General features: G+C 29.7%; 28 protein-coding genes and 3 tRNA genes. 15 read left to right on the top strand and 16 right to left on the bottom strand.

The genetic code is table 11. The features are described from left to right. Nucleotide 1 precedes the first annotated feature (1 nt). From ABXT55_RS00475 to ABXT55_RS00445, 7 genes are read left to right on the top strand one after another with little or no spacing between them, the layout of a single operon-like run. Nucleotides 2-292, top strand: a complete 291-nt coding sequence (locus ABXT55_RS00475; protein ID WP_415284809.1) for an HU family DNA-binding protein — start codon at nucleotides 2-4, stop codon at nucleotides 290-292. Beyond that, a complete protein-coding gene (pyrF, locus tag ABXT55_RS00470) occupies nucleotides 282-974 on the top strand; it encodes an orotidine-5'-phosphate decarboxylase (RefSeq protein WP_415284808.1) in 693 nt (230 codons plus the stop codon). Before ABXT55_RS00475 ends, pyrF begins: the two co-directional genes overlap by 11 nt. Further along, entirely contained in the window at nucleotides 971-1,600 is a 630-nt protein-coding gene (locus ABXT55_RS00465) for a phosphoribosylanthranilate isomerase (protein ID WP_415284807.1), read from the top strand. Before pyrF ends, ABXT55_RS00465 begins: the two co-directional genes overlap by 4 nt. Continuing rightward, the gene (trpB, locus tag ABXT55_RS00460; protein WP_415284806.1) at nucleotides 1,590-2,822 is read left to right on the top strand and encodes a tryptophan synthase subunit beta; all 1,233 of its coding nucleotides are present in this window, start codon (nucleotides 1,590-1,592) and stop codon (nucleotides 2,820-2,822) included. Before ABXT55_RS00465 ends, trpB begins: the two co-directional genes overlap by 11 nt. Nucleotide 2,823: 1 nt before the next feature. Beyond that, nucleotides 2,824-3,621: a tryptophan synthase subunit alpha gene (gene trpA / locus ABXT55_RS00455; protein ID WP_415284805.1), complete on the top strand. Its 798-nt coding sequence runs from the start codon at nucleotides 2,824-2,826 to the stop codon at nucleotides 3,619-3,621. Continuing rightward, nucleotides 3,618-4,547: an acetyl-CoA carboxylase carboxyltransferase subunit beta gene (locus ABXT55_RS00450; protein WP_415284804.1), complete on the top strand. Its 930-nt coding sequence runs from the start codon at nucleotides 3,618-3,620 to the stop codon at nucleotides 4,545-4,547. The genes trpA and ABXT55_RS00450 overlap by 4 nt, the downstream gene beginning before the upstream one ends. Then, nucleotides 4,501-5,769 (top strand): bifunctional folylpolyglutamate synthase/dihydrofolate synthase, encoded by a 1,269-nt coding sequence (locus tag ABXT55_RS00445; RefSeq protein WP_415284803.1) that lies wholly within the window; start codon nucleotides 4,501-4,503, stop codon nucleotides 5,767-5,769. Before ABXT55_RS00450 ends, ABXT55_RS00445 begins: the two co-directional genes overlap by 47 nt. Here ABXT55_RS00445 and ABXT55_RS00440 read toward each other — a convergent pair. From ABXT55_RS00440 to ABXT55_RS00425, 4 genes are all read right to left on the bottom strand, one after another. Beyond that, complete coding sequence (locus tag ABXT55_RS00440; protein ID WP_271482804.1) at nucleotides 5,766-6,083, bottom strand: thioredoxin family protein; 318 nt, start codon at nucleotides 6,081-6,083, stop codon at nucleotides 5,766-5,768. The two genes, ABXT55_RS00445 and ABXT55_RS00440, sit on opposite strands and share 4 nt — an antisense overlap. A 75-nt stretch (nucleotides 6,084-6,158) precedes the next feature. Continuing rightward, complete coding sequence (locus ABXT55_RS00435) at nucleotides 6,159-7,586, bottom strand: exonuclease domain-containing protein (protein WP_415284802.1); 1,428 nt, start codon at nucleotides 7,584-7,586, stop codon at nucleotides 6,159-6,161. Between the two features lies 1 nt (nucleotide 7,587). Then, complete coding sequence (locus ABXT55_RS00430; RefSeq protein ID WP_415284801.1) at nucleotides 7,588-8,274, bottom strand: hypothetical protein; 687 nt, start codon at nucleotides 8,272-8,274, stop codon at nucleotides 7,588-7,590. Between the two features lie 37 nt (nucleotides 8,275-8,311). Beyond that, complete coding sequence (locus ABXT55_RS00425; protein WP_415284800.1) at nucleotides 8,312-9,409, bottom strand: DNA recombination protein RmuC; 1,098 nt, start codon at nucleotides 9,407-9,409, stop codon at nucleotides 8,312-8,314. Nucleotides 9,410-9,473: 64 nt separating this feature from the next. Between ABXT55_RS00425 and ABXT55_RS00420 the strand changes: the two genes are divergently transcribed. Then, nucleotides 9,474-9,605 (top strand): hypothetical protein, encoded by a 132-nt coding sequence (locus ABXT55_RS00420; protein ID WP_415284799.1) that lies wholly within the window; start codon nucleotides 9,474-9,476, stop codon nucleotides 9,603-9,605. Here the strand turns inward: ABXT55_RS00420 and hisG are convergent. From hisG to ABXT55_RS00365, 11 genes are all read right to left on the bottom strand, one after another. Further along, entirely contained in the window at nucleotides 9,591-10,280 is a 690-nt protein-coding gene (gene hisG / locus ABXT55_RS00415; protein WP_415284798.1) for an ATP phosphoribosyltransferase, read from the bottom strand. The two genes, ABXT55_RS00420 and hisG, sit on opposite strands and share 15 nt — an antisense overlap. Further along, the gene (locus tag ABXT55_RS00410) at nucleotides 10,280-11,332 is read right to left on the bottom strand and encodes an ATP phosphoribosyltransferase regulatory subunit (RefSeq protein WP_415284797.1); all 1,053 of its coding nucleotides are present in this window, start codon (nucleotides 11,330-11,332) and stop codon (nucleotides 10,280-10,282) included. Before ABXT55_RS00410 ends, hisG begins: the two co-directional genes overlap by 1 nt. Beyond that, complete coding sequence (gene hisS, locus ABXT55_RS00405; RefSeq protein WP_415284796.1) at nucleotides 11,310-12,707, bottom strand: histidine--tRNA ligase; 1,398 nt, start codon at nucleotides 12,705-12,707, stop codon at nucleotides 11,310-11,312. Before hisS ends, ABXT55_RS00410 begins: the two co-directional genes overlap by 23 nt. Nucleotides 12,708-12,713: 6 nt before the next feature. Further along, nucleotides 12,714-12,788 (bottom strand) — tRNA-His (locus ABXT55_RS00400). A 214-nt stretch (nucleotides 12,789-13,002) separates the two neighbouring features. Then, nucleotides 13,003-13,078: transfer RNA gene (locus ABXT55_RS00395), tRNA-Phe, on the bottom strand. Between the two features lie 5 nt (nucleotides 13,079-13,083). After that, the gene (infA, locus tag ABXT55_RS00390; RefSeq protein WP_006997427.1) at nucleotides 13,084-13,299 is read right to left on the bottom strand and encodes a translation initiation factor IF-1; all 216 of its coding nucleotides are present in this window, start codon (nucleotides 13,297-13,299) and stop codon (nucleotides 13,084-13,086) included. Between the two features lie 2 nt (nucleotides 13,300-13,301). Next, nucleotides 13,302-14,588 (bottom strand): histidinol dehydrogenase, encoded by a 1,287-nt coding sequence (gene hisD, locus ABXT55_RS00385; RefSeq protein WP_415284795.1) that lies wholly within the window; start codon nucleotides 14,586-14,588, stop codon nucleotides 13,302-13,304. After that, nucleotides 14,588-14,983, bottom strand: coding sequence for a DUF2948 family protein (locus ABXT55_RS00380; protein ID WP_415284794.1), 396 nt, complete (start codon nucleotides 14,981-14,983; stop codon nucleotides 14,588-14,590). Before ABXT55_RS00380 ends, hisD begins: the two co-directional genes overlap by 1 nt. Next, nucleotides 14,983-16,236 carry a UDP-N-acetylglucosamine 1-carboxyvinyltransferase gene (gene murA, locus ABXT55_RS00375; RefSeq protein WP_415284793.1) on the bottom strand — a complete coding sequence of 418 codons (1,254 nt, stop codon included), beginning with the start codon at nucleotides 16,234-16,236 and terminating at the stop codon, nucleotides 14,983-14,985. Before murA ends, ABXT55_RS00380 begins: the two co-directional genes overlap by 1 nt. A 2-nt stretch (nucleotides 16,237-16,238) precedes the next feature. Then, nucleotides 16,239-16,796, bottom strand: a complete 558-nt coding sequence (dcd, locus tag ABXT55_RS00370; RefSeq protein WP_415284792.1) for a dCTP deaminase — start codon at nucleotides 16,794-16,796, stop codon at nucleotides 16,239-16,241. A gap of 100 nt (nucleotides 16,797-16,896) precedes the next feature. After that, nucleotides 16,897-17,094, bottom strand: coding sequence for a hypothetical protein (locus ABXT55_RS00365; RefSeq protein ID WP_006997433.1), 198 nt, complete (start codon nucleotides 17,092-17,094; stop codon nucleotides 16,897-16,899). Between the two features lie 101 nt (nucleotides 17,095-17,195). Between ABXT55_RS00365 and ABXT55_RS00360 the strand changes: the two genes are divergently transcribed. Further along, nucleotides 17,196-17,269: transfer RNA gene (locus tag ABXT55_RS00360), tRNA-Thr, on the top strand. A gap of 2 nt (nucleotides 17,270-17,271) precedes the next feature. On the opposite strand, the gene ABXT55_RS00355 is transcribed toward ABXT55_RS00360, so the two are convergent. Continuing rightward, the gene (locus ABXT55_RS00355; RefSeq protein WP_415284791.1) at nucleotides 17,272-17,991 is read right to left on the bottom strand and encodes a TVP38/TMEM64 family protein; all 720 of its coding nucleotides are present in this window, start codon (nucleotides 17,989-17,991) and stop codon (nucleotides 17,272-17,274) included. 91 nt (nucleotides 17,992-18,082) lie between these two features. Here ABXT55_RS00355 and rpmH point away from each other — a divergent pair, with 91 nt between their 5' ends. From rpmH to ABXT55_RS00325, 6 genes are read left to right on the top strand one after another with little or no spacing between them, the layout of a single operon-like run. Next, nucleotides 18,083-18,247: a 50S ribosomal protein L34 gene (rpmH, locus tag ABXT55_RS00350; protein WP_006997435.1), complete on the top strand. Its 165-nt coding sequence runs from the start codon at nucleotides 18,083-18,085 to the stop codon at nucleotides 18,245-18,247. Nucleotides 18,248-18,257: 10 nt separating this feature from the next. After that, on the top strand, nucleotides 18,258-18,602 hold the full coding sequence (gene rnpA, locus ABXT55_RS00345; RefSeq protein WP_415284790.1) for a ribonuclease P protein component: 345 nt from the start codon (nucleotides 18,258-18,260) through the stop codon (nucleotides 18,600-18,602). Beyond that, a complete protein-coding gene (yidD, locus tag ABXT55_RS00340) occupies nucleotides 18,602-18,853 on the top strand; it encodes a membrane protein insertion efficiency factor YidD (RefSeq protein ID WP_415284789.1) in 252 nt (83 codons plus the stop codon). Before rnpA ends, yidD begins: the two co-directional genes overlap by 1 nt. After that, nucleotides 18,853-20,529, top strand: coding sequence for a membrane protein insertase YidC (gene yidC / locus ABXT55_RS00335; RefSeq protein ID WP_415284787.1), 1,677 nt, complete (start codon nucleotides 18,853-18,855; stop codon nucleotides 20,527-20,529). Before yidD ends, yidC begins: the two co-directional genes overlap by 1 nt. Further along, nucleotides 20,530-21,396, top strand: a complete 867-nt coding sequence (argB, locus tag ABXT55_RS00330) for an acetylglutamate kinase (RefSeq protein ID WP_415284786.1) — start codon at nucleotides 20,530-20,532, stop codon at nucleotides 21,394-21,396. Further along, nucleotides 21,393-22,064 carry a pyrimidine 5'-nucleotidase gene (locus ABXT55_RS00325; RefSeq protein ID WP_415284785.1) on the top strand — a complete coding sequence of 224 codons (672 nt, stop codon included), beginning with the start codon at nucleotides 21,393-21,395 and terminating at the stop codon, nucleotides 22,062-22,064. Before argB ends, ABXT55_RS00325 begins: the two co-directional genes overlap by 4 nt. The last annotated feature ends 26 nt before the right edge of the window (nucleotides 22,065-22,090 follow it).

The following is a 22,090-nucleotide window of genomic DNA, read 5'->3' as shown; positions in this document are numbered from 1 at the left end:
ATTGGCTATTGTAAAATCAAAGCTTCTAAAACAACTTGCTAAAAACTACCCAAATTTTTTAAAAAAAGACTTAGAAAAGTTTACTGATATTATTCTTGCTGAAATAAAACAGGCCCTTAAACGTGGAGATCGCGTTGAACTAAGAAGATTTGGTATTTTTTCAACTAACATACAAAACGCAAGAATATCAAGAAATCCAAAAACAGGAGAGAAAGTAAATACGCCTGAAAAAAAAACAATTCACTTTAAAATGTCTAAGGAAATGTTTAAAAAATTAAATAATGACGAATAAAAATATCTTTGTTGCTTGCGATACATCAAGCTTAAAAGAAATAAAAAAAATAATTAACAGCACAAAAACTAATAAACTTCAAATAATTCCAAAATTTGGCTTACAGTTTTTTTATTCAAAAAATGGAAGAACTTTTCTTCAAAATTTTAGAAGCGATTATTTCTTAGATTTAAAAATAAACGACATTCCACAAACTGCTTTATCTGCTATGGACAGTTTAAAAGATTTAAAAAAATGCAGATATATTACAGTTCATACAAATGGTGGCCTTGAAATGCTTAAAGCTATTACGAAAAAAGCTAAATCAATTAACAAAAATTTAAAAGTATTAGGAGTTACAATATTAACAAGCCTTAACAACAAATCTCTTAAAGAAATTGGTCATACCAAAACAGTAGAACAGTTAGTGTTAAAACAAGCTAGTCTTATAAAAAAGTCTGGTGCAGCTGGAATTGTTTGTTCTGCAAAAGAGGCAAAAATAGTTAGGAAGAAATACAAAAACTTATTTATTGTTACACCAGGAATAAGACTACCTGGAGATGATGCAAATGATCAATCTAGAGTAATGACCCCCAATGATGCTTTTAAAAATAAAGTTTCTGGTATTGTAATGGGAAGATCATTAGTAAAAGGTAATATCAAAAATAACATTAAAAGATTAATTAATCATTTAAATCAATGATCCAACCCTGCAAGATTTGTGGGATCTCTGACTCTAAAACCTTAGAATTTTTAACTGCCCATCCCACCCCACCTAAGATGATAGGATTTATTTGTAATTGGCCTAAATCAAAAAGATTTGTTGAGTACAATAAGCTTAAAGAACTATTAAAAGTTGATAAAAAAAAATCTGAATATGTTGCTGTATTGGTTAAACCTAATGAAGATATATTAGAAAAAATAAAGGATTTACCATTCGATTATTATCAACTTTATGATTGCACACCTACCGAAGTTAAATCAATTAAAGAAAAATATGACAAAAAAATTATTGTTGCGATAACTGTAAAGGATCAAAATGATACAGTTAAATATTTAGAATATAATGAGCTTGCAGATACAATATTATTTGACAGTAAAGGTTATGAAAAAAGTATGTCCTTTGATCATCAATTAATTAAAAATATTAAAATTAATAAAAAATTGATGCTTGCTGGGAATATTCAAATTGAAGATAACCTTGAAAATTATAAAGAAATAGCAGACATTATAGATATTTCTGGAGGTCTAGAAACATCTGGATTAAAAGATATTTCAAAAATAAATATTTTTTTAAACAAAATTAAATTAATTAACAATGAAACTTAAAAAAAAAATTCCTTTAATTGATCAGCACAATAAAAATGGATTTTGGGGTGGTAAGTTTGGTGGTAATTTTATACCTGAAACTTTAAAAAAACCTATTGAGGATTTAACTGAACTTTTTGAAAAACTTAGATACGATAAGAAATTTCTTAAAGAAAGAGACTATTATTTTAAGAACTATATAGGCTCTCCTACTTCATTTATTAAACTTCAAAACCTGTCAGATCACTTAGGTGGAGCCAAAATATATGCAAAAATGGTGTCAGAGGCGAACGGAGGAGCTCATAAAATTTATAATGCAACAGTTCATTGTCTTATTGCTAAAAAGGCTAGAAAAAAATATGTCGTTGGTGATACGGGTGCAGGGTATGCTGGAAAGATGCTGAGTATGGCTGCTAAAAAGTTTGGCCTTAAATGCAAAATATTCATGGGTGCAAAGGATATTAAAAGACAAAAGCCTAATGTAGACGCGATGAAAAAGAATGGTGCAGAAGTTGTGCCTGTTTATTCAGGAAGCCAAACATTGGTAGATGCTGTTAGTGAGTGCATGCGTTACTGGGTTTCAAATTGTGATAACACCCATATGTGTGTTGGATCAACAGTTGGTCCTAATATATTTGTTAAAATTTGTGGCTGGAGTACAGCTCAAATTTCAAGAGAGTTAAAAATTCAACTACAGTCTGAGTTTAGAAAAATACCTAGAAAAATTAAACTTATTAATTGTGTGGGTGGTGGAAGTTCAGCTTATGGTTTTTGGAGTGAGTTTATTGATTATGATAAAAAACAAATTGAATTAATTGGTGTTGAAGCTGGAGGACCAAAAAATTCAAAACTACATGCGGCACCTCTAACTAATGGTGCTAAACTTGGAATATTGCATGGAGCTGCAGCCTATGTTTGTCAGAATAGTGAAGGACAAATTAATGACACCGCTTCTATTTCTGCTGGATTAGATTATCCTGGCGTGTCACCTATTCACTGTTTCTTAAAAGATACTAAAAGAGCAAGATACACATCTGCAACTGATGAGGGTGCTTTAAATGCATACGAACTAGTTACAAAACTTGAAAAAATAAATCCAAGTCTTGAGCCAAGTCATGCTTTTGCAGAAGCTATAAAAATTGCACCAAAATTAAGCAAAGATACTATCATTATAGTAAACTCTTGTGGTGATGCTAAAAAAGATAGGGATATCTTAAAAGAAAGATTAGGAAAGATTAACTAAGATGTCATTAATTAACTTAGCATTTAAAAAAGTAAAAACTGAAAAAAGACCTGCATTACTAACATACACAGTAGCTGGTGATAATAGTAAAAAAAAATCACTTGAAATATTAAAGTCAATTGCAAAGTATGCTGATATTTGTGAGATAGGTTTTCCCCATAACACTCCAATTGCAGATGGTGGCCAGATTCAATCAAGTGCTTATAGAGCTTTAAAAAATGGTATTAAAATTAAAGATGTTTTTTCAATAGTTAAAGATTTTAAAAAATCAAAACAATCAAAACCTGTAATACTGATGGGTTATTATAATATGATTTATCAATATGGAGATAATAACTTTATAAATATTTGTAAAAAAGTAGGAGTAGATGGATTAATTGTTGTCGATCTTCCTTATCCAGAAAATAAAGAATTTGCAAAAAAGTGTAAGAAAAAAGGTATTAGTTTTATTCAGTTAGTATCTCCTACTACGTCTCCGAGCAGAATGAAAAAAATTATAAAAGACTCTCATGATATGGTTTATTATATCAGTATGCTCTCAACAACTGGAGGCAAACTAAAGGTTTCACCTAAAAAAATATTAGAGCGTTACAGTAAGATTAAGAACCTTAATAAGAATAAGAATATTGTAATAGGCTTTGGGATTACTGAAAAAACTATAGCATCTTTAAGAAAGGCTGATGGATTAGTGGTTGGTAGTGCTTTATGTAAAGAAATATCAAATTCTATTAAGAAACGCCAAAATCCTGTCACAAATGTAACTAATATTGTGCTAAAGTTGAGAAAAAAAATAGCATGAATTGGATTAAAAAAACTTTAAGATTTGGTGAGAAGATAAAGACCATCATTAAAGCACGTGCAACCAAAACTGAAATAGCTAATAGTGATTGGACCTCATGTTGTAAGGGGCCTATTTTAAAAAAAGATTTAGAAGAAAACTTATGGGTTTGCCCATCTTGTAACAAACACCACAGAATAAGCCCACGTCAGAGATTTGATATTATATTTGGCAAAAACAATTATGAAGTTTTAAAAACTCCCATTCCTCAAGACGACCCTTTAAATTGGAATGATGCAAAACCTTATAAAGATAGACTAAAAGCTGCTAGAAAAAAAACTGGAATGGATTGTGCAATGATGGTTGTTAATACTAATATTCTAAATTTAAAAATTACAGCGATTGCATCTGATTTTGATTTTGTAGGTGGCTCAATTGGTGCTGCAGAAGGTGAGGCTTTTTTATATGGAATTCAACATGCAATAGAAAATGAACAACCTTTTGTAGTGTTTACTTCTGGTGGTGGAATGAGGATGATGGAAAGTCTTATATCATTAAGCCAAATGACAAGAACGACACTGGCAATTAACGAACTAAAGAAAAATAATTTACCCTACATTGTTGTGCTAACTGATCCAACTGCTGGTGGTATTACGGCCTCATATGCAATGTTAGGTGATCTACACTTAGCAGAACCGGGAGCTCTTATAGCTTTTGCAGGAGCAAGAGTAATACAAGGAACTGTGAGAGAAGAGTTACCAGAAGGCTTTCAAAGAAGTGAGTACGTTCAGAAATCAGGATTTATCGATATGATTGTCGAGAGAAAGGACTTAAGAGAAAAAATTGTTTCATTATTATCAATATTGTTAAAGAAAAATTCTGTTATAAATTCATCAGAAAATGAAACTTCAGAAGATAGTAGAACGCTTACAAAAGCTGCATCCTAAAGAGATCGATCTAAGCCTAGATCGAACTAGAAATCTTTTAGAAAAATTAGGTAATCCCCAAGACCAAATTAATTGCATTTCCGTTGTTGGAACAAACGGAAAGTTTTCAACAATTCAAGCACTTTATGCAATTTTAAAAGAAGCAAATTATAAATGTAATATTTATACTAGCCCTCACATTCAAAAGATTAACGAAAGATTTGTCTTTAACAATAAGCTTTTAACAGATGATGAATTAGCCAATCTTTTTTCTGAAATAGAAGAAGCTAATAATCAAACACAAATTACTTTCTTTGAAATTTTAACTGTTGCTTACCTTCATTATGCAAAGAAATACCCTGAAAACATTAACTTAATTGAGTCAGGTCTATTTCATAGATTTGATGCAACCAATATTTTAAGAAAAAACTTAGCTAGTATTGTAACAGCTATTGGCCTTGATCACTTAGACTGGCTTCCAAAAGAAGAGCAAACAGTTGAAAAAATTATATTTGAGAAAACATCAACTTTATTAAATTCTAAAATTATTGTTGCAAAACAAAGCTCAAATGAAATTAGCGAAAGTATTGAAGATGTGATTAAAGATAATACTTCTAAAAAAATAATCTTTAACAAAGATTATAATTTTACATTAAAAGAAAATGATTTTTTTTATTATGAAGATGAATTTGGTACTCTTAAACTTCCAAAACCTAATCTACCAGGAGAATTTCAATTGGAAAATGTCTCTACTGCAATTGCAACCGCTAGACAATTAACAGATTATAAAATAACTGACGAACATATTAAGAGTGGTATTACTAAAATAGAAAGTATCGCACGGCTTCAAGAGTTAAAATCTGGAAAATTAAAAGATTTAACTAGTAATAATTTATTATTTATAGATGGGTCTCATAACCCACTTGGGGCAAAAGTATTAAATAAATATCTTCAAAGTTTAAATTGTAACAAACATATTATTTTAGGAATGATGGCTAATAAAGACCACAATGAATATATGAGTTACTTTGAAGATATTAAATCATTAACAACAATTGATATTCCCAATCAACCTAATGCTATTAAGGGGAATGAACTTAAAGAGAAAATTAAAAATTTTGAAAATATTAATTACAAAAATTCTGTTGAACAAGCAATTAGCTCAATTGATCTTCAAGAAAATGATATTATTTTAATTACAGGGTCTTTGTATCTTGCGGGAGAAGTTTTAAACTTAAACTAGATATTCTTATCTAAAAATTCTTTCATTTGACTCTCGGCAACTCCACCAACTTTTCTGTCTACTTCAACACCTTTTTTGTAAACAATAACAGTTGGTACGCCTCTCACACCAGCAGCTGAACCAGTATTAATTCCACCATTTTCAATGTCAGCATAATAAAAGCTAGCTTTATCCTTGTAGCTATCTGAAAACTTATCCATGATGGGTTTAAGACTCTTACATGGAGCACACCATTCTGCAGAAAATTGAACTACAGAGATATCTTCGTTCTTAATTTTTGTTTCAAATTCTTCATCTTTAAAATCTATAAGCATGCTTCTTATATAAATTTTTATTCTATTTATTCAATATGTAAAAAAGGATTTTTTTAGTTAATTAACAAAGGTCAATTATGCCTGCTCGTATTTTTTTTGTATACCTTCAACAAACTCGTTGATTTCGTCTAAAAACTTGAGTTTTTTCTCGTCTTTTTCGTTGGTATATCTATCTCTTAGATTATCACACTCAAAATAAAATTCTTTGCATGTCCACCATTTTTCTTTTTCATCGCTCAATATTCTTTCAGCTATTCCACGTTTAATAGTCTTAAACATGTCAGCAGGCAGTGTATCTGGTGATTCTTGATAAATTATCTTTTTTCCAAAGCTTACCATTCTCTCATCTTCAAATTTATCTAATAACATTAATTTATCTTTCCAAGACGCTGCGTGCCATTTTGGAAATAAAGCTGTGTCTTTTTGAGGGGTAAATTTTTTATAAATTGTCTCTTCTGCTAATAAATCAACCTGTGAATCAAATTGAGCTTTTTCTTCAGCAGTCTCTCTTAATGCTGTTAAAACATTTTGAGAAAATTTTTCATTACTATTTACTAACTTTGCACGCTCTTTAATTAAATCAGGATCAAGTTTGCTATATGGTTCAACTTGTAATCCATAACTTGCGTCTAAAATTATAGGAGCTTTGTTTGATCGTATAGTTCTTAAAAACTTTAATTTTTTAATAGCACTTTTAAGTTCAGAAATTGACATATCAAATAATGGGATCGGATCAATTTTAAGATCAAAAGCTTGGCCCCACTGATAGATTGGGTGAATACAATGTTTTGGGTGAAGTGGCGCAACTACAAATCTATAATTTTTACCAAAATGATATTCAGCTAAAGTAAACATTTTCTCTGTTTTAAATATTGTCTCGGTATCACTCTTGTTTGCTGTTCTTAAAAATGTATCCCAAGTTTGAGGTTGATTTTTTTTAATCAAACCTAAAACCTTAACTGTTAACTCTGCATCAAATAAAGCTGAGTGAGCTCCACTAGATTCAAATCCATTCATTCTAGCTAACGATTCTAGTTTCATAACTGCATTACCTTTTGCATTTATTTCTGTTTTTACAACACTTTCATCAACTGCATGAGCACCTCTTGCAATATTTAAGCCATCATGTCTTTTATTAGGAGTTGCATTTGTAATATATGGATATCTAATTCCTCTAAAGAATTCGTTTCTTATCATCTCATCATCAAAGCCAATATTTGACCAACCCATGAACAATGCTGGACTCCATTTTTTAAATGTAGCTTCTAACTGAGATAACATTTCATAGTGACTTAAATTGCCTTTAGTTAATAAATCAACACTAGTTTTGTTAACTATTAAAGCCATTGCTTGAGGAACTTCTCCTTCTGGCAATCTACATCTAAAATTAAAACGATCTAATTCTTTAAAATTTGGGTCAACTAAAATGCCACCCACTTCGATAATACTTCCCCATGAAGTATTGGCGCTACTAGATTCAATGTCCCATATTGCTAAATTCATATTAGTTGATATTCCTTTGGTGATAGTACTGTTCGACTTTTTCTAAAAACTTATTTTGATATTCTTCTAGTTTAACACCTTGAATTCTAAAATCTTGAAATAAATTATCAACCGTACATAACAGGACAATTCCTTGAGTGATATTTGAGTTATAAACAACGTTATGTGCTAATGAATAAGCCCCTAATTGAAGGTAATAGTCCTCAATCCACTCTTCTTTTTTCGGTTTATTGGACTGTTTAAAATCGATGATAGTTTCTTGTCCCTCATACACTCCACAAGCATCACACGTTCCAGCATATTTTCCTGGATAGTACAATGTGGCTTCAGTTCCCCAAATCTCTGACAATTTATTTTTAATTCCTTGTTCAATAATTTCGTCTGCCATTTTTTTAGATTTATTTTCTTCTTCTAATAATTCTAAATTTAATTGACCTAATAGATATTTTTCTAAATGAGAATGCATTGATGTACCTCTACTTGAAGCATCGTTTTTAATTCTATTTGCTTCTACAGCTCCCACTCTTGCTTTCCAATTTGCAAGAGATGCTTTTTTTTCTTCACTTTGTGTTGCTTGTAATATGGAAGTTACTGATGGAAGTTTTTGTTGATTTACAGCATACATTCTTGAGCCACTCACCATTGATCTCATGGATTTTGGATAAGTAAATTTATTATTCCACTGCATATAGTTTGTTATAAGCGGTATTGAGGAAAAAAAGAAATTAATTTTTTGCCTGTTTTGAATGGTCAACAAATTTTTCTACGTTTTCTGTTTGAACAACTTTATCAATTTGTTCAGGATCTTTAATATTTTCTAGGCTTCTGCTAATTGATCTTGCATCTGTTCCAAACTTATGAACAACAATCATTGCTTCTTCTAATTTTTTTCTAAGAGAAACTATATTATCAAAGTGTTTTCCAAATCTTGAACTAATTGTTTTTAAATGATCATAAATTTCTGTTGCACCTTTTTGAACTTTTAGAGATTGAAAGCCCATGTGCAATGATTGCAAATAAGCAGAAAGAGTATTTGGACCACAGATTACAATTTTATATTTTTTCATTAATTCTTGAGTTAATAATTCTTTAGTAGTTGGATCTTGGTATTCAGTTAATTCTTTATATAAACTTTCAGTTGGGGCATAAACAATTGCAAAATCTGTAGTTTTTGGTGGAACAATATATTTTTCATTAACACTTTTAGCTTTTGCTTTAAATGCAGCAGCTAATTTTGCTCTTGCATCTGCAACAGCTTTTTTATCATCTGCGTCATAACCATCAGTAATTGCTTTAAATTTTTCTACTGGAAAATGTGAGTCTACGGGCACCATTACATCACCTTGAAGCTTAATTGCAAATTCTACATTTTCACCTGTATCTTCTTTCATCTTAACGTTGGTCTGAAATTGAGAAGCAGGTAATAAGTCTTTGATTAGAGCATCCAATGAAAACTCTGCAAGAGTTCCATATTTTTTAACTCCAGCTAAAATTTTTGTTATACCCTCTTGGCTTTTATTTAATAATTCGACCTGACTATTAAAGTTTCCTACTTTTTCATCAACTTTGGTTAAAGCCTCTGTCATATCTTTAGTCACCCCAGTTGATAGGTTGTTAAATGACGTCGACATTGAACCTAGTGAAGTATTAATAGTAGTATTTAAGGTATCTTTTAATGAAGTAATTTCAGTCTTTAAATTGGCCATCTCTTCAGCTTCTTTATTTTCACTTTCATCTTTTGGCTTAGATCTTAAGTTTAGATAAAGAATACCCAATGTAGCTACAAGCAATAAAACTAATAAAGTTAATAAAATACCATCCATGATTCTATGAGATATTTTATAGTAAAAATTTGATTTATATATGTAATTATTTAAAACTGTCTCAATGGAATTAATCTTAATACTAAAAATACTACTTATTATAGCAGCTATAGTTACAGCTTATGCAGTACTTAGAAACCTTGATATTATTAAGATTATTTTAATCTATGTTAAGGATACTTTACTTGGAAAGTAGCTTAACTAATTTTTTAACCAGACTATTCTTTAGAGAAGATTTTGAGGCCATCATACAGGCCTCTGACTTTAAGATTTCACCATCTTTGAGAATTCTAAGGTTATTCGCTCTTAGAGTTTCACCAGATGAAGTAATGTCAGTTATAATTTCAGATGACCCAGTAAAAGGATAAGCTTCAGTTGCACCTAAACTGCTAACTAACTTAAATTGAGTAACTCCTTTTGAAAACAAAAACTCTCTTGTTAAATTGGGATATTTTGTTGCTACTCTTAATCTTTTTTTCTTTTTATCTTTAAATTCAAAAGCAATTTCTTCTAAATCAGCAACTGTTTGAACATCAATCCAAGGGTCCGGGATAGCAACAACTAATGTTGCTTTACCAAATCCATAATTCTTAACAACACTTATCTTCTTTTGAATATTAACTTCACTCTCTTTTAATAAATCATATCCAGAAAAGCCAAGATCTAAAGAGCCATCTCCAAGTCTTTCAACTATCTCTCTTGCATGAAGATATAACACTTTAACATTATTTAAGTTTTTAATAGATCCTAATAAATCTCTCTCACCTCTTTCTGAGACTAAATTTAATTTATTTTTTTTAAATATCTTTAAAATATCTTTTCTAAGACGACCTTTGCTTGGAATTCCTATATTAATAGTATTTTTTGTCATTAGTAATTTAAATTTAAAGCAGCTCCTACTGCGGGAACTTGTTTTTTAGATCCAAGGTCTGAAATTAGTTTGTCGTAACGTCCACCGTTAATAACATTAATATTTTTAGATTTAGATTTAATATCAATTTTAAATACCATGCCCGTATAATATTCTAATTGACGCCCAAAAGACGCAGAGAATTCTACATTTAATTTTTGAATTTTGTTTAATGAGGTTGGGAAATATTTTTGATCCACGGCTAAATTAATTTTATTTTTTTTAAAAAAGATATTAAGTTTTTCAGCAGCTTGTCCTATTGGACAATTAATTTTTAAAAACTCTTTAATAATTTTTGAAACATTTTTACCTCTACTGGCTTTTCTTGGATCTTTAATCTTATTATCAAATCTCTTTAAGATTTCTTCAATTGATCTACCAGCAACTACTGTTTGCTGATTATCTTTTAACATTTTTTGAAATCTCTTTTTATCAACTTCAACAATTGTTGGGTCCACATCAGAGTTTGTCTCTAACCTTTTTAATAAGTCATTAAAATATTCCTCTCTCCAAAAATGTCTTGAAAGTCTTAATTTCCATCTTTTTGGAATATCTAATTTTGAAATTAATAAATTGAAAATCTCAACGTTACCAATTTTTAAAGTTCCTGATGAATATTGTAAATTAGACAGAGATTTTAAGGCTGTAGTAATAATTTCCTTATCATCTTTTTTTTCATCTTTAGAGCCAATGATCTCAAAGCCAACCTGGTCTCTAATAATCGAATCTTTTTTATTATTTGATTTTCTATAAGCCTGACCGCTATAAAATATTTTCTCTTTTCCTTTAAGATTGTTTTCTAAATATCTCAAGCAAGATGCAATAGTTAGATCGGGTCTTAGACAAAGCTCGCTACCATTTTGATCGGTAAATGAAAAAATAAACTTTCTGAAATTCTCTCCAGATCGTTGAACTATATGATTGGCTTCAATTACTGAAGGTAAATCAATGTATTTAAAGCCTTTAGATTTAACTGATCTAAGGATTTTTTCAGATAAGTTTTTTGATTTCATCAATTAAATTTTCTTTTGGGAACGTTACTTGATTGTTTTCACCTTTAACTCCTAAAAGGTTTTTTAAAGTAATCGTATTATCTTTAAATTCATTTTCACCACAAATAACAGCTACTGGGCATTGTTTTTTATTCGCGTACGTTAACTGTTTGCCTAGATTTTTCTTACTGTCTAAAAATATTTCAGAGTTAATATTATTGTCTCTTAAAACTTTTAAAATCTCATAATAATTTTTTAAATACTGTTCATCCATTACACAAATAATGGCAGGTTTTTTTTCATCAACTTCAATTTGATCAAGTTGCATCATTGCAAATAATAATCGGTCAACACCAATACTCATTCCAGTTCCAGGAATATCAACTCCCTTAAATCTTGAAATTAATTTATTGTATTGTCCACCAGAACAAATACTTCCTATATCAACTTCTTTTCCTTTGTTATTTTTTGTCTTAAAATTTAAATTTGTTTCAACACAAAACCCATCATAATAAGCAAGCCCTCTAACGATTGTAAAGTTTGTCTTTATTTGATCTAAATAATCACCATAACTTGCTATTTCTAGTAAGTCTGAAAGTTCTTTAATTCCTTCTTGAGATAAAGGGTTTTTTAAATTTTCTTTTAATTCTTTTAAATCTTTTACTTTTAAAAAGTTGATTATTTGTGAAGCTTGATCATCAGTTAAGTCAGCACCCTTTGTAACAGCTCCACTTACATCTACTCTTTCTTTTTTTAATAAATCTTCAACTCCTCTTAAACCAAAGCCAGGCTTATCTAATTTATCTATTGCTCTCATAACCTTTATTTTTTTATCTTCAGATATTTTAAGGTCTTCAATTAAACCTTGAACAATTTTTCTATTACTAATGTTAACAACGAACTGATCTTTTTTTAAACCACAGGCAAGAAGTGTACTTGCAATTAAATTACAAAGTTCAGCATTTGCTTGAGCTGGGTTAACGTTACCAACTATATCAGCATCACATTGTAAAAAACTTCTATAACGAGCATTACCCGCTTTTTCGTTTCTCCAGACATCACCCATTTGATATCTTTTATAAGGTAAGGGTAATTCTTGATTGTTTTGAGCAACAAATCTAGCTAACGGACTTGATAAATCATATCTAAGGGTAATATTTTTTTCACCATCTTTAAATGAGAATACGTCAGACATAGAATTACTATCATCATCTGCAAGAAATGATCCAATATTTTCTGAAATTTCAAATGAAGGAGTTTCAAGAGCAGCAAAACCAAATTTTATAAAATTAGTTTCAATAATATTAATTAACTTTTTCTTGAGAATTAATTTCTTACCCCATCGGTCTTCAAATCCTGAGGGTAACCCAGGAATTAGTTTATTTTCTTTATTCATTTTTTTTGGTACCCGCGCTTGGAATCGAACCAAATCCTATAGTTCCACAAACTATCGTACTAACCGTTATACTACGCAGGCATTCCTTGTTTTTATATTATTTTTGTGTGGATTTAAAATTATATTATAAATAAATAGCCTAAAGGCTATGGAAACAAAGTCTATGAGTACTTCTTGAAGTCTCTCTATATGTAATATTTATAATCATGAGCAGTCTTTTAGACAATTAAGAATAATTTTCAACACATAAATATTAAAGGCGTTGACCTTATTTTTAAATTTTTTAGAGAGATGGTGGTGGCCCCAACTGGACTCGAACCAGTGACACACGGATTTTCAATCCGATGCTCTACCAACTGAGCTACAGGGCCCCATATTAACCTCTAAAAGTGATACGACCTTTGGTCAAATCGTAAGGTGTCATTTCAACTTGAACCTTATCACCTTGAAGTACTCGAATTCTGTTCTTACGTAATTTGCCTGCAGCATGAGCTGTAACAATATGGCCGTTTTCTAATTTAACTCTGAACATTGCATTCGGTAATAAATCCTCAACAATTCCTGAGAACGACAGCATTTCTTGTTTTGACAAATTTATTTTCTCCTAATTCTTTTATCTACCGACTTAGCGTGTCCCGCTAAACCCTCGTAGTTTGCAAGTGTTATAACTGATGGACCAAGGGTTTCAATCCCTTTTTTTGATAGGTTTATATATGAAATTCTTTTATAAAATTCATTAACACTAACTCCACTTGAATATCTTGCTGAAGAATTGGTTGGCAATACATGGTTAGAGCCAACATTATAATCTGTCATTGCCATTACGGCATATTTTCCTAAACAGATAGATCCTGCATTTTTAATCTTTCCTACTACTTTTCTATAATTCTTGGTATTAAGCTCTAAGTGCTCAGGAGCAATTTTGTTTACTGTATTAACAATTTTTTGGTCAGACTGCATATGAATTATAATTCCATTATTAAGTAGACTATTTTTTGCAATTGCAGCTCTGGGTAGTTCTTTTAATTGATTAATAATTTCATCATTAACTTTTTTAATAATTGATTTATCTTTTGAAATTAAAATACATTGAGCAAGATTATCGTGTTCTGCTTGACCTATTAGATCACTTGCTATCCATTCAGGATTTGAAAACTTATCACAAACAATTGTCACTTCAGAGGGGCCTGCAATCATTCCTTCAATTCCAACATCTCCAAAAACTTCTTTTTTTGCAGCAGCTACGTACGAATTTCCAGGGCCCACAATTTTATCAACTTTTTTAATTTTCTTAGTACCGTATGCAACAGCTGCAATGGCAGATGGTCCTCCGATTGAATAAATCTCTTTAATTTTACATTTCTTTGCAGCATATAATACAGCCGGATTTTGTTTACCTTTTTGACCTGGATTAACCATAACTAATCTTTTCACTCCAGCAACAATTGCAGGTACTGCATTCATTAAAACGCTGGAAGGATATGAGGCTGTTGAACCAGGCACATAAATTGCAACCGATTCGATAGGTACGTACTTATACTCTAATTTATTTTTTAGTTTATCCGTATAAGAAATATTTTTGAATTTTTGTAACGAGTGGAATTTATAAATTCTATCATAAGCAAGATCGATTGCTTTTTTAACTTTTGGATCTAAAGATTGAATAGTTCTATTTATTTGTTTTATACTTGGGGCAATAACGCTATTTTTATTAAATCTCTTTTCATACTTTAAAATGGCTTTATCACCATTTTTCTTAACATCTTTAATAATTTTAATAACTGAAACTGAATTGAGTTGAACTTTATTTTTTCGTTTAGACAGTAATGTGTCTAAAGTTTTATCAAAGTTCTTATTTTTACTATCTAATATCTTAATCATTAATCAGCTTTGTTTTGATCATCTAAAGTTACTTCAATTATTTCTGTTGATAATGTAATGTATGCGTTGTTTGTAAACATTAAGTTTATCTCATAGTTGTCATTATTCTTTAAATAATCCATACCAATTAACTCTAATTTTTCCTCAGGGTCGTTTTGTTTAATGTTTTTAGATTTAACTTTATCTACAAATTCGAATTTGCAAATACTGGTAACTTTTTTATCTTTCTCATCTGTTTCTACTTTAGATCTATTTAATGATAATAAAAAAACCTTGTTTGATTGAAGATATTTAATTTCATCAACTTTAACTTCAGCTCCAGAGCAACATGCTGAGATCACTTGTAGTCCCTCATTGTCTGTAGCTATAATTTTTGATAAATATTTTTTATTCATTAGTTAATTCTTTTAATTTTAGCCCCTACTTTTTTTAATTTCTTCTCTATATCTTCATAACCTCTATCAAGATGATATATCCTATTAATTACCGATTTTCCTTTAGCTGCAAGTGCTGCAAGAATTAAAGATACAGAAGCTCTTAAATCTGTGGCCATTAATTCTGCTGCTTCAAATTTAATATTTCCTTCTATGGTTGCTTTATTTCCATTTATGGAAATCTTAGCTCCCATTCTATTTAACTCTGCAACATGCATAAATCTATTTTCAAATATTTCTTCTTTAATATGAGATTTTTTATTAGCCTTACACAATAATACCATCATTTGTGCCTGTAAATCTGTTGGAAACCCTGGATAAGGGGAGGTTTTAATATTTGTACTTTTAATCTTTTTACTTCCTTGAATAAGGATTTCATTTTTTCTTAAAATAATTTTTGATCCTACTTTTTTTAAGATATTAATTTCTGTACTTATTATCTTGGGATCAATTCCAGTAATCTTCAAATTTCCCTCCGTTAATGCTGCAGCTATTAAATAAGTTCCAGCCTCTATTCTATCTGGCATTACTGAATAATTTAATTCTTTAAGATTTTTCACTCCTTCAATTTTAACTGTTCTCTTTGCAGTCCACTTAATATTACAGCCCATATTAATTAAAAAATTAACTAAATCTTTAATCTCAGGTTCAATAGCACAGTTTGATAAGGTTGTTTTTCCTCTAGCTAAACATGAGGCTATAATTAAATTTTCTGTAGCACCAACTGAAACTTTAGGAAATTTTATATTCGCTCCTATCAACCCTTTGGGTGCATTGGCGTGAACATAACCTTGGATAATTTTATATTTAACTCCAAGTTTTGATAGCGCTTGTAAATGAATATCGACAGGTCTTGTTCCTATCGCACAACCGCCAGGTAATGAAACTTTTGCTTTACTAAATTTAGCAAGTAATGGTCCTAAAACTAATATTCCCGCCCTCATAGTTTTAACCAAACTATAAGCTGCAAAAGTTTTTGTTTGCCTAGTATTTTTGATAATTAATTCTTTTTTATTATCATCAATAACTGAACCTAATGACTTTAATAAAAGTATCATTGTTTCTATATCTTTTACTCTTGGAAGGTTTGCTAAAGATATTTTTTTATTTGATAGTAATGTTGCAGCTAGAATAGGAAGAGATGCATTCTTAGATCCTGAAATTCTAATGTGTCCCTTGAGCTTTGCCGCTCCAAAGACTTCCAATTTTTTCATGATTATACTTTTGGTAAAGTTACTCCAGTTTGACCCATGTATTTTCCTTTGCGGTCAGCGTATGAAGTTTCAGGAGACTGATCTCCTTTTAGAAATAAAAATTGTGCAACACCTTCATTTGCATAAATTTTTGCAGGTAGTGGTGTTGTATTAGAAAACTCAAGGGTAACTGTTCCAAAAAACTCAGATTCAATTGGAGTTACATTCACGATGATCCCTGTTCTTGCATATGTACTCTTACCAACAACAATACACATAATATCTCTTGGTATTTTAAAGACTTCAATAGTAGTTCCAAGAGCGAAAGAATTAGGAGGAATGATAATATATTCAGAACTTTTTTTGGTTACAAAATTATCTGAACTAAACTCCTTAGGGTCAACGATAGAAGAATTAACATTATGAAATATCTTAAATTCATCTCCTACTCTTGCATCATAGCCAAATGAACTAAGTCCATAAGAAATTTTACCATTCCTAACTTGCTTATCTATAAAAGGAGAAATCATTGACTGCTCAACTGCTAACTTTCTTATAGATTTATCAGAAAGTACTGACATTATTTACTTTTCTTCTTATTTTTTTTCTGAAAAATTTTTCTTTTTTTTAAATTCTTTTTAAGAGCCAGACTTAACCTTTCATTTTTTTCTTTATCATTCATTATTTATCTGGATTAGTTAAAAAATCTAAAGTGATTGGCTTTGATGCATCTAAAGTTTTCTCTGGTTCTTCTTGAACTTTTGGTCCCTCTTTAGCTTCACGCTTTGCTTTTTTCTCTGCAAGCTTTTTTTCTCTCTTAGCTTGCTTCTCCATAAGCTTATTGCCTTTAGTAGATTTATAATCGTAATGAATGCCCATAAAATTTCCTCCGTAGGTATAAATCATTATATGAAAAAAATTAAGGCAATTTTTTGAAAAAATGATTTATTATAGAAATACTTGAATAAAATAACAAATTAGCCCCTATAGTTAAATGGCATAACATGTCCATGGTAAGGATAAATTTCAAGTTCGATTCTTGGTGGGGGCACCAGATTATTTTTTATAAAATATTTTTCTAGCAACAATTGCAGCTATTAATAAAGCTCCAAAAGCAATCATTGGAATGTAGATATCTGGTGAATATATCAAATCAATGATTCTAGGAGCTTCTAAATTTTGTTCTATGATTTTTTCAAGTCCACTTCCGATTGAAACAACTAAAAATAGTGGTGGGGTTAATCCTATTAATGTTGCCCAAAAAAAATTACTTACTTTGACATTAAAAATACAGGGCAATACATTTGATAATGCAAAAGGAATACCTCCAATAAATCTATAAAGTAAAAGATAAATAAATTCTGATTTTTTAAATTTAGCTTCTAAATTTTTAAATTTATTTAAAAACTTTTCTTTAATAATTTCTTTAAAAAAATAATTTCCAATGATGTATAAAATTGTTGCTCCAATAGTCATTCCAATTATTAGAATGAAAGTTCCAAGCCACTTACCAAAAATAAACCCTGCTAGAAGTGCAACTGGTAAACCAAATCCAGCCATAACAACCCAAACGATTGTAGCTATCAAAAATATTAGAGAAATTAAAAATAAATTAGTTTGCTTTAATCCAAAAAAATAATCTCTATTATTTTTAATAAATTCATAGCTAGTTAATTCTTCAAGAGTGAATTTTGATAAAAAAAAGTATAAAAATGACGAAACAACTAGAAGATAAAATAAACCTAAAGTTATCTTAACTTTTTTTGATTTTTCCATAATTTACTAGTGGTATTATAAAATCTTCTATTTGCTATTTATACATATAATTACTATAAAGAGCGAAATTTAAAAAAATTTAGATAAACCTATGAAAAGAACATATCAACCCAAAGTTGGAAAACGTCTTAAGAAGCATGGCTTCAGATCAAAGATGGCAACTAAAGGTGGAAAAAAACTTATTAAGAGAAGACGTGATAAGGGACGTAAAAACCTTACAGTATCATCCACTCAAAAAAAACCACAAGGTAAATAAACCAAATTAAATGAAAAGCAAAATTGTTGCTCTTTCTAAAAACGAAGATTTCAAAAATTTACTTAAGAAGAAAAAAGTCTCAAATAAATATATCACTCTCTTTTTTGGTCCTCTTGAAGACAAAGATAATAAAAAACTAAACATTAGCTTTGTCGCTAAAAAAAAACTTATCCGTGGTGCCATAAAGAGAAATAAAATTAAAAGAAGATTAAGAAATATAATGAATGAAGCTGTAAAAAAAATATCAATAAACTTTAATTATTCATACCTTGTGATTGCGAAAATAACTATGCTAAACAATGAATATACGATAATAAAAGATACTTTATTTCATGACATAGAAAAGATTAAGTAATGAACATTATATCAAACATTTTAATTGGCCTGATCAAATTTTATAAAATAGTTATTAGCCCTTACTTAACTCCCTCGTGTAGATATCTTCCAACCTGCTCAGAATATACAATTGAATGTTTTAGAACATATGGACTTATTAAAGGAATCTCAAGAAGTACTAAAAGAATATTTTCATGTCACCCCATTAAAATGTTGGGCGGCGGTGAGGGATTTGATCCAGTAAATAAAGACTTAAAGGCTAAAAAATAATGGATACTAAAAACGTAATTGCAGCAATATCTTTATCAGCAGCGGTAATTATTTTATACTCTCTTTTTTTTCAGCCTGACCCTGCAACTATTAAACAAAATCTAGCTGAACAAAATAAAATTGAAAATAATGAAGACACTCCTAGCTTAGATAAAAATGAAAATTTTTCAAAACTTTCAAGAGCAGATGCTTTAAAAGAAAATGATAGAATTCAATTTGAAAATGAAAGTGTTGTTGGGTCAATTTCTTTAAAAGGTGCAGCAATAGATGATTTAACTTTTAAAGAATATAATGTTGAACTTAATAAAAATGAAAAAATAATCTTATTAAACCCAAGAAATGTTGAAGATGGTTATTTAATTGAAAGCGGCTTTGTAAGCACTAATAAAAATATTGATATACCTGATGCTTCTACCGTCTGGGAAATTACTGGAAATAAAAGATTAACTAATAATAATCCTGTAAAACTAGCATGGAGCAACTCTCAAGGCATCACATTTGAGAAACATATAAGTCTAGATGATCAATTTTTATTTACTGTAAAAGAAAAAATAATTAACTCATCAGATAAATCTTATAATTTTTACTCCTATGGTCAAATAATTAGAAATGAAATACCAGAGATATCTGGCTTTTATATTTTGCATGAAGGGTTTTTATCTGTACTTGATGATCAATTAATTGAAGAAGATTATGACGATATTCAGGATAAAAAATTTACTCAAATCGCACAAGAAGGATTTGTTGCTATTTCAGATAAATTTTGGGTTACATCAGTTATACCACCTAAGGGTAAAGAGTTTAAAACAACTTTTGACTATAAAAATAAATTCAGAGCAAACTACATATCAACCAAAGGCATCGAGGTTAAAGCCAACAGTTCCATTGAAGAAAAAATTCAAATTATAGTTGCTGCTAAAAGAGTAAATGTAATTGATGGTTATGCTGAAAATTTAGATATCAATAAATTTGATCTAGCGATTGATTGGGGCTTTATGTATTTCATCACAAAACCTTTGTTCTTTGTATTGGATTACTTCTTTAAATTACTTGGTAATTACGGTTTAGCAATTATTGCTGTCACTATTTGTATTAGATTGGCTTTCTTTCCTCTTGCCAATTTTAGTTTTAAGTCTATGGGAAAAATGAAGCTATTAGCACCTGAAATGGCTCGTCTAAAAGAGTTGCACAAGGATGACAAAATGAAATTGCAACAAGCAATGATGGCTCTTTATAAAAAAGAAAAAGTTAATCCTATGAGTGGTTGTCTTCCTATTCTGGTTCAGATTCCTGTTTTCTTTGCGTTATATAAAGTGTTATTTGTAACCATTGAAATGAGACACATGCCATTTTATGGATGGATACATGACTTAAGTGATAGAGATCCAACATCTTTATTTAATGTTTTTGGTTTAATTCCTTGGGATCCACCTTCTTTCTTATTAATAGGTGCATGGCCAATAATTATGGGAATCACAATGTGGATACAGCAGAAACTTAATCCAACACCACCAGATCCTATACAGGCTAAAATATTTATGTTTTTTCCAGTATTTTTAACTGTTATTCTTGCACCATTTCCTGCAGGTCTTGTTATTTACTGGAGCTTCAACAATATCTTCACAATGATACAACAATATATTGTTCAAAGAAAAATGACTATCAAAACAACATAAATGTCATCGTTAAGAGAAGAGGAATTAATAAATATCCTGCCTAAAGATGGTCCAACAGTTAAAGAAGTAAAAAAATACTTAGAAAAATATAATGATGAGTTTATTATCATTAAGTGTGGTGGCAGTGTTTTAGTTGATCCAAAATTGTTTAAAATTTTTATTGAAGATGTAGTCGTTTTAAAAAAACTTGGTTTTAATCCTATAATTGTTCATGGTGGTGGAAAAAGAATTAGCAGTAAACTTTCTGAAGTTAATATTAAAAGTAATTTTATTAATGGACTAAGAATTACTGATAAAGATACCATCAACATAGTTGAGGATGTATTAATCGAATTTAATAAAGAAATTGTTGAAGCTTTAAATGAGTTGGCCTGTAAGGCAAAAAGAATTACTTCAAGAGAAAATAATATAATTACTGTTGAGCAAGAAGATAAAGACCTTGGATTTGTGGGAACACCTACTGAAATTAACAAAGAATTCTTAATTGAAACAATAAAAGAAAACAAAGTACCTGTCGTAGCACCATTAGGTTCAGATAAAGATAATCAGACTTTTAATATAAATGCCGATACTGCTGCAGGATCGATCGCAATTGAGCTAAAAGCTAGAAGATTAATGATTATTAGTGATGTAGAGGGAGTATTGGACAATGGGAGAAAGCTAATTCCTGAAATAAACTCTAAAAAAGCTAATGAATTAATTGATCAAGAGGTAATTTCTGGTGGCATGATACCTAAAATTAAGAATTGTCTAGATGTAGCAAGTAATGGAGTTAAGGCTGTGGTAATAATTGATGGAAGAAAAAATCACTCACTCCTTTTTGAACTATTATCTGATAAAGGTTCAGGAACTTTGATTAGAGAATGAAAAATTTAATTGATACTAAATACTGGCTATTCGACTTAGATAATACTTTGTATTCTGGACAAACAAAGGTTTTTTCTGAAGTTGATAAAAAGATGTCTTCTTTTATTTCAAAGAAGTTTAATGTCGATTTAATTAAAGCAAGAGAAATTCAAAAAAAATACTTCTATGAATATGGAACGACATTATCTGGATTAATGAATCACGATAAAATAGATCCACATGAATTTCTAGAATTTGTTCATGATATTGATATTAGCTGGCTTCCTAAAGATAAATTACTAAGAGAAGAATTGATTAAAATTAAAGAAAAGAAATATATTTTTACCAATGGTTCTCATGCTCATGTTGAAAATGTAACTAAACAACTAGGTATAGATGGTTTGTTTGATGGGGCATTTGATATTGTTGATGCTAATTTTATTCCAAAACCAAAAATTCAACCTTATAAAAAAATAGTAAAAAAATTTGATCTTGATCCAACAAAATCAATATTAATCGAAGATATTGCTCATAATTTAGAACAAGCTAAAAATTTAGGAATGAAAACTTGTTGGCTTGAGAATGATGAGGTATTTGCAAAAAAAGATGCTGATAAACCATATATTGATTATAAGATTAAGAACTTGCCTTCTTTTCTTCAAGAAATTAATATATTAAAAGCACAATAAACTAACCTACTAACTATAAAATAAAA

The sequence above is a fragment of the Candidatus Pelagibacter sp. Uisw_130 genome (assembly GCF_047722505.1).
Classification (GTDB): domain Bacteria; phylum Pseudomonadota; class Alphaproteobacteria; order Pelagibacterales; family Pelagibacteraceae; genus Pelagibacter.
Note: the sequence above shows the minus strand (reverse complement) of the source record. Positions and strands in the feature narration are given on the sequence as shown.

Bases quoted from the DNA above. Each gene is read 5' to 3' on its own strand.
- pyrF (WP_415284808.1), top strand. From the start codon at position 282: ATGACGAATAAAAATATCTTTGTTGCTTGCGATACATCAAGCTTAAAA.
- ABXT55_RS00465 (WP_415284807.1), top strand. From the start codon at position 971: ATGATCCAACCCTGCAAGATTTGTGGGATCTCTGACTCTAAAACCTTA.
- trpB (WP_415284806.1), top strand. From the start codon at position 1,590: ATGAAACTTAAAAAAAAAATTCCTTTAATTGATCAGCACAATAAAAAT.
- trpA (WP_415284805.1), top strand. From the start codon at position 2,824: ATGTCATTAATTAACTTAGCATTTAAAAAAGTAAAAACTGAAAAAAGA.
- ABXT55_RS00450 (WP_415284804.1), top strand. From the start codon at position 3,618: ATGAATTGGATTAAAAAAACTTTAAGATTTGGTGAGAAGATAAAGACC.
- ABXT55_RS00445 (WP_415284803.1), top strand. From the start codon at position 4,501: ATGAAACTTCAGAAGATAGTAGAACGCTTACAAAAGCTGCATCCTAAA.
- ABXT55_RS00440 (WP_271482804.1), bottom strand. From the start codon at position 6,083: ATGCTTATAGATTTTAAAGATGAAGAATTTGAAACAAAAATTAAGAAC.
- ABXT55_RS00435 (WP_415284802.1), bottom strand. From the start codon at position 7,586: ATGAATTTAGCAATATGGGACATTGAATCTAGTAGCGCCAATACTTCA.
- ABXT55_RS00430 (WP_415284801.1), bottom strand. From the start codon at position 8,274: ATGCAGTGGAATAATAAATTTACTTATCCAAAATCCATGAGATCAATG.
- ABXT55_RS00425 (WP_415284800.1), bottom strand. From the start codon at position 9,409: ATGGATGGTATTTTATTAACTTTATTAGTTTTATTGCTTGTAGCTACA.
- ABXT55_RS00420 (WP_415284799.1), top strand. From the start codon at position 9,474: ATGGAATTAATCTTAATACTAAAAATACTACTTATTATAGCAGCTATA.
- hisG (WP_415284798.1), bottom strand. From the start codon at position 10,280: ATGACAAAAAATACTATTAATATAGGAATTCCAAGCAAAGGTCGTCTT.
- ABXT55_RS00410 (WP_415284797.1), bottom strand. From the start codon at position 11,332: ATGAAATCAAAAAACTTATCTGAAAAAATCCTTAGATCAGTTAAATCT.
- hisS (WP_415284796.1), bottom strand. From the start codon at position 12,707: ATGAATAAAGAAAATAAACTAATTCCTGGGTTACCCTCAGGATTTGAA.
- hisD (WP_415284795.1), bottom strand. From the start codon at position 14,588: ATGATTAAGATATTAGATAGTAAAAATAAGAACTTTGATAAAACTTTA.
- ABXT55_RS00380 (WP_415284794.1), bottom strand. From the start codon at position 14,983: ATGAATAAAAAATATTTATCAAAAATTATAGCTACAGACAATGAGGGA.
- murA (WP_415284793.1), bottom strand. From the start codon at position 16,236: ATGAAAAAATTGGAAGTCTTTGGAGCGGCAAAGCTCAAGGGACACATT.
- dcd (WP_415284792.1), bottom strand. From the start codon at position 16,796: ATGTCAGTACTTTCTGATAAATCTATAAGAAAGTTAGCAGTTGAGCAG.
- ABXT55_RS00365 (WP_006997433.1), bottom strand. From the start codon at position 17,094: ATGGGCATTCATTACGATTATAAATCTACTAAAGGCAATAAGCTTATG.
- ABXT55_RS00355 (WP_415284791.1), bottom strand. From the start codon at position 17,991: ATGGAAAAATCAAAAAAAGTTAAGATAACTTTAGGTTTATTTTATCTT.
- rpmH (WP_006997435.1), top strand. From the start codon at position 18,083: ATGAAAAGAACATATCAACCCAAAGTTGGAAAACGTCTTAAGAAGCAT.
- rnpA (WP_415284790.1), top strand. From the start codon at position 18,258: ATGAAAAGCAAAATTGTTGCTCTTTCTAAAAACGAAGATTTCAAAAAT.
- yidD (WP_415284789.1), top strand. From the start codon at position 18,602: ATGAACATTATATCAAACATTTTAATTGGCCTGATCAAATTTTATAAA.
- yidC (WP_415284787.1), top strand. From the start codon at position 18,853: ATGGATACTAAAAACGTAATTGCAGCAATATCTTTATCAGCAGCGGTA.
- argB (WP_415284786.1), top strand. From the start codon at position 20,530: ATGTCATCGTTAAGAGAAGAGGAATTAATAAATATCCTGCCTAAAGAT.
- ABXT55_RS00325 (WP_415284785.1), top strand. From the start codon at position 21,393: ATGAAAAATTTAATTGATACTAAATACTGGCTATTCGACTTAGATAAT.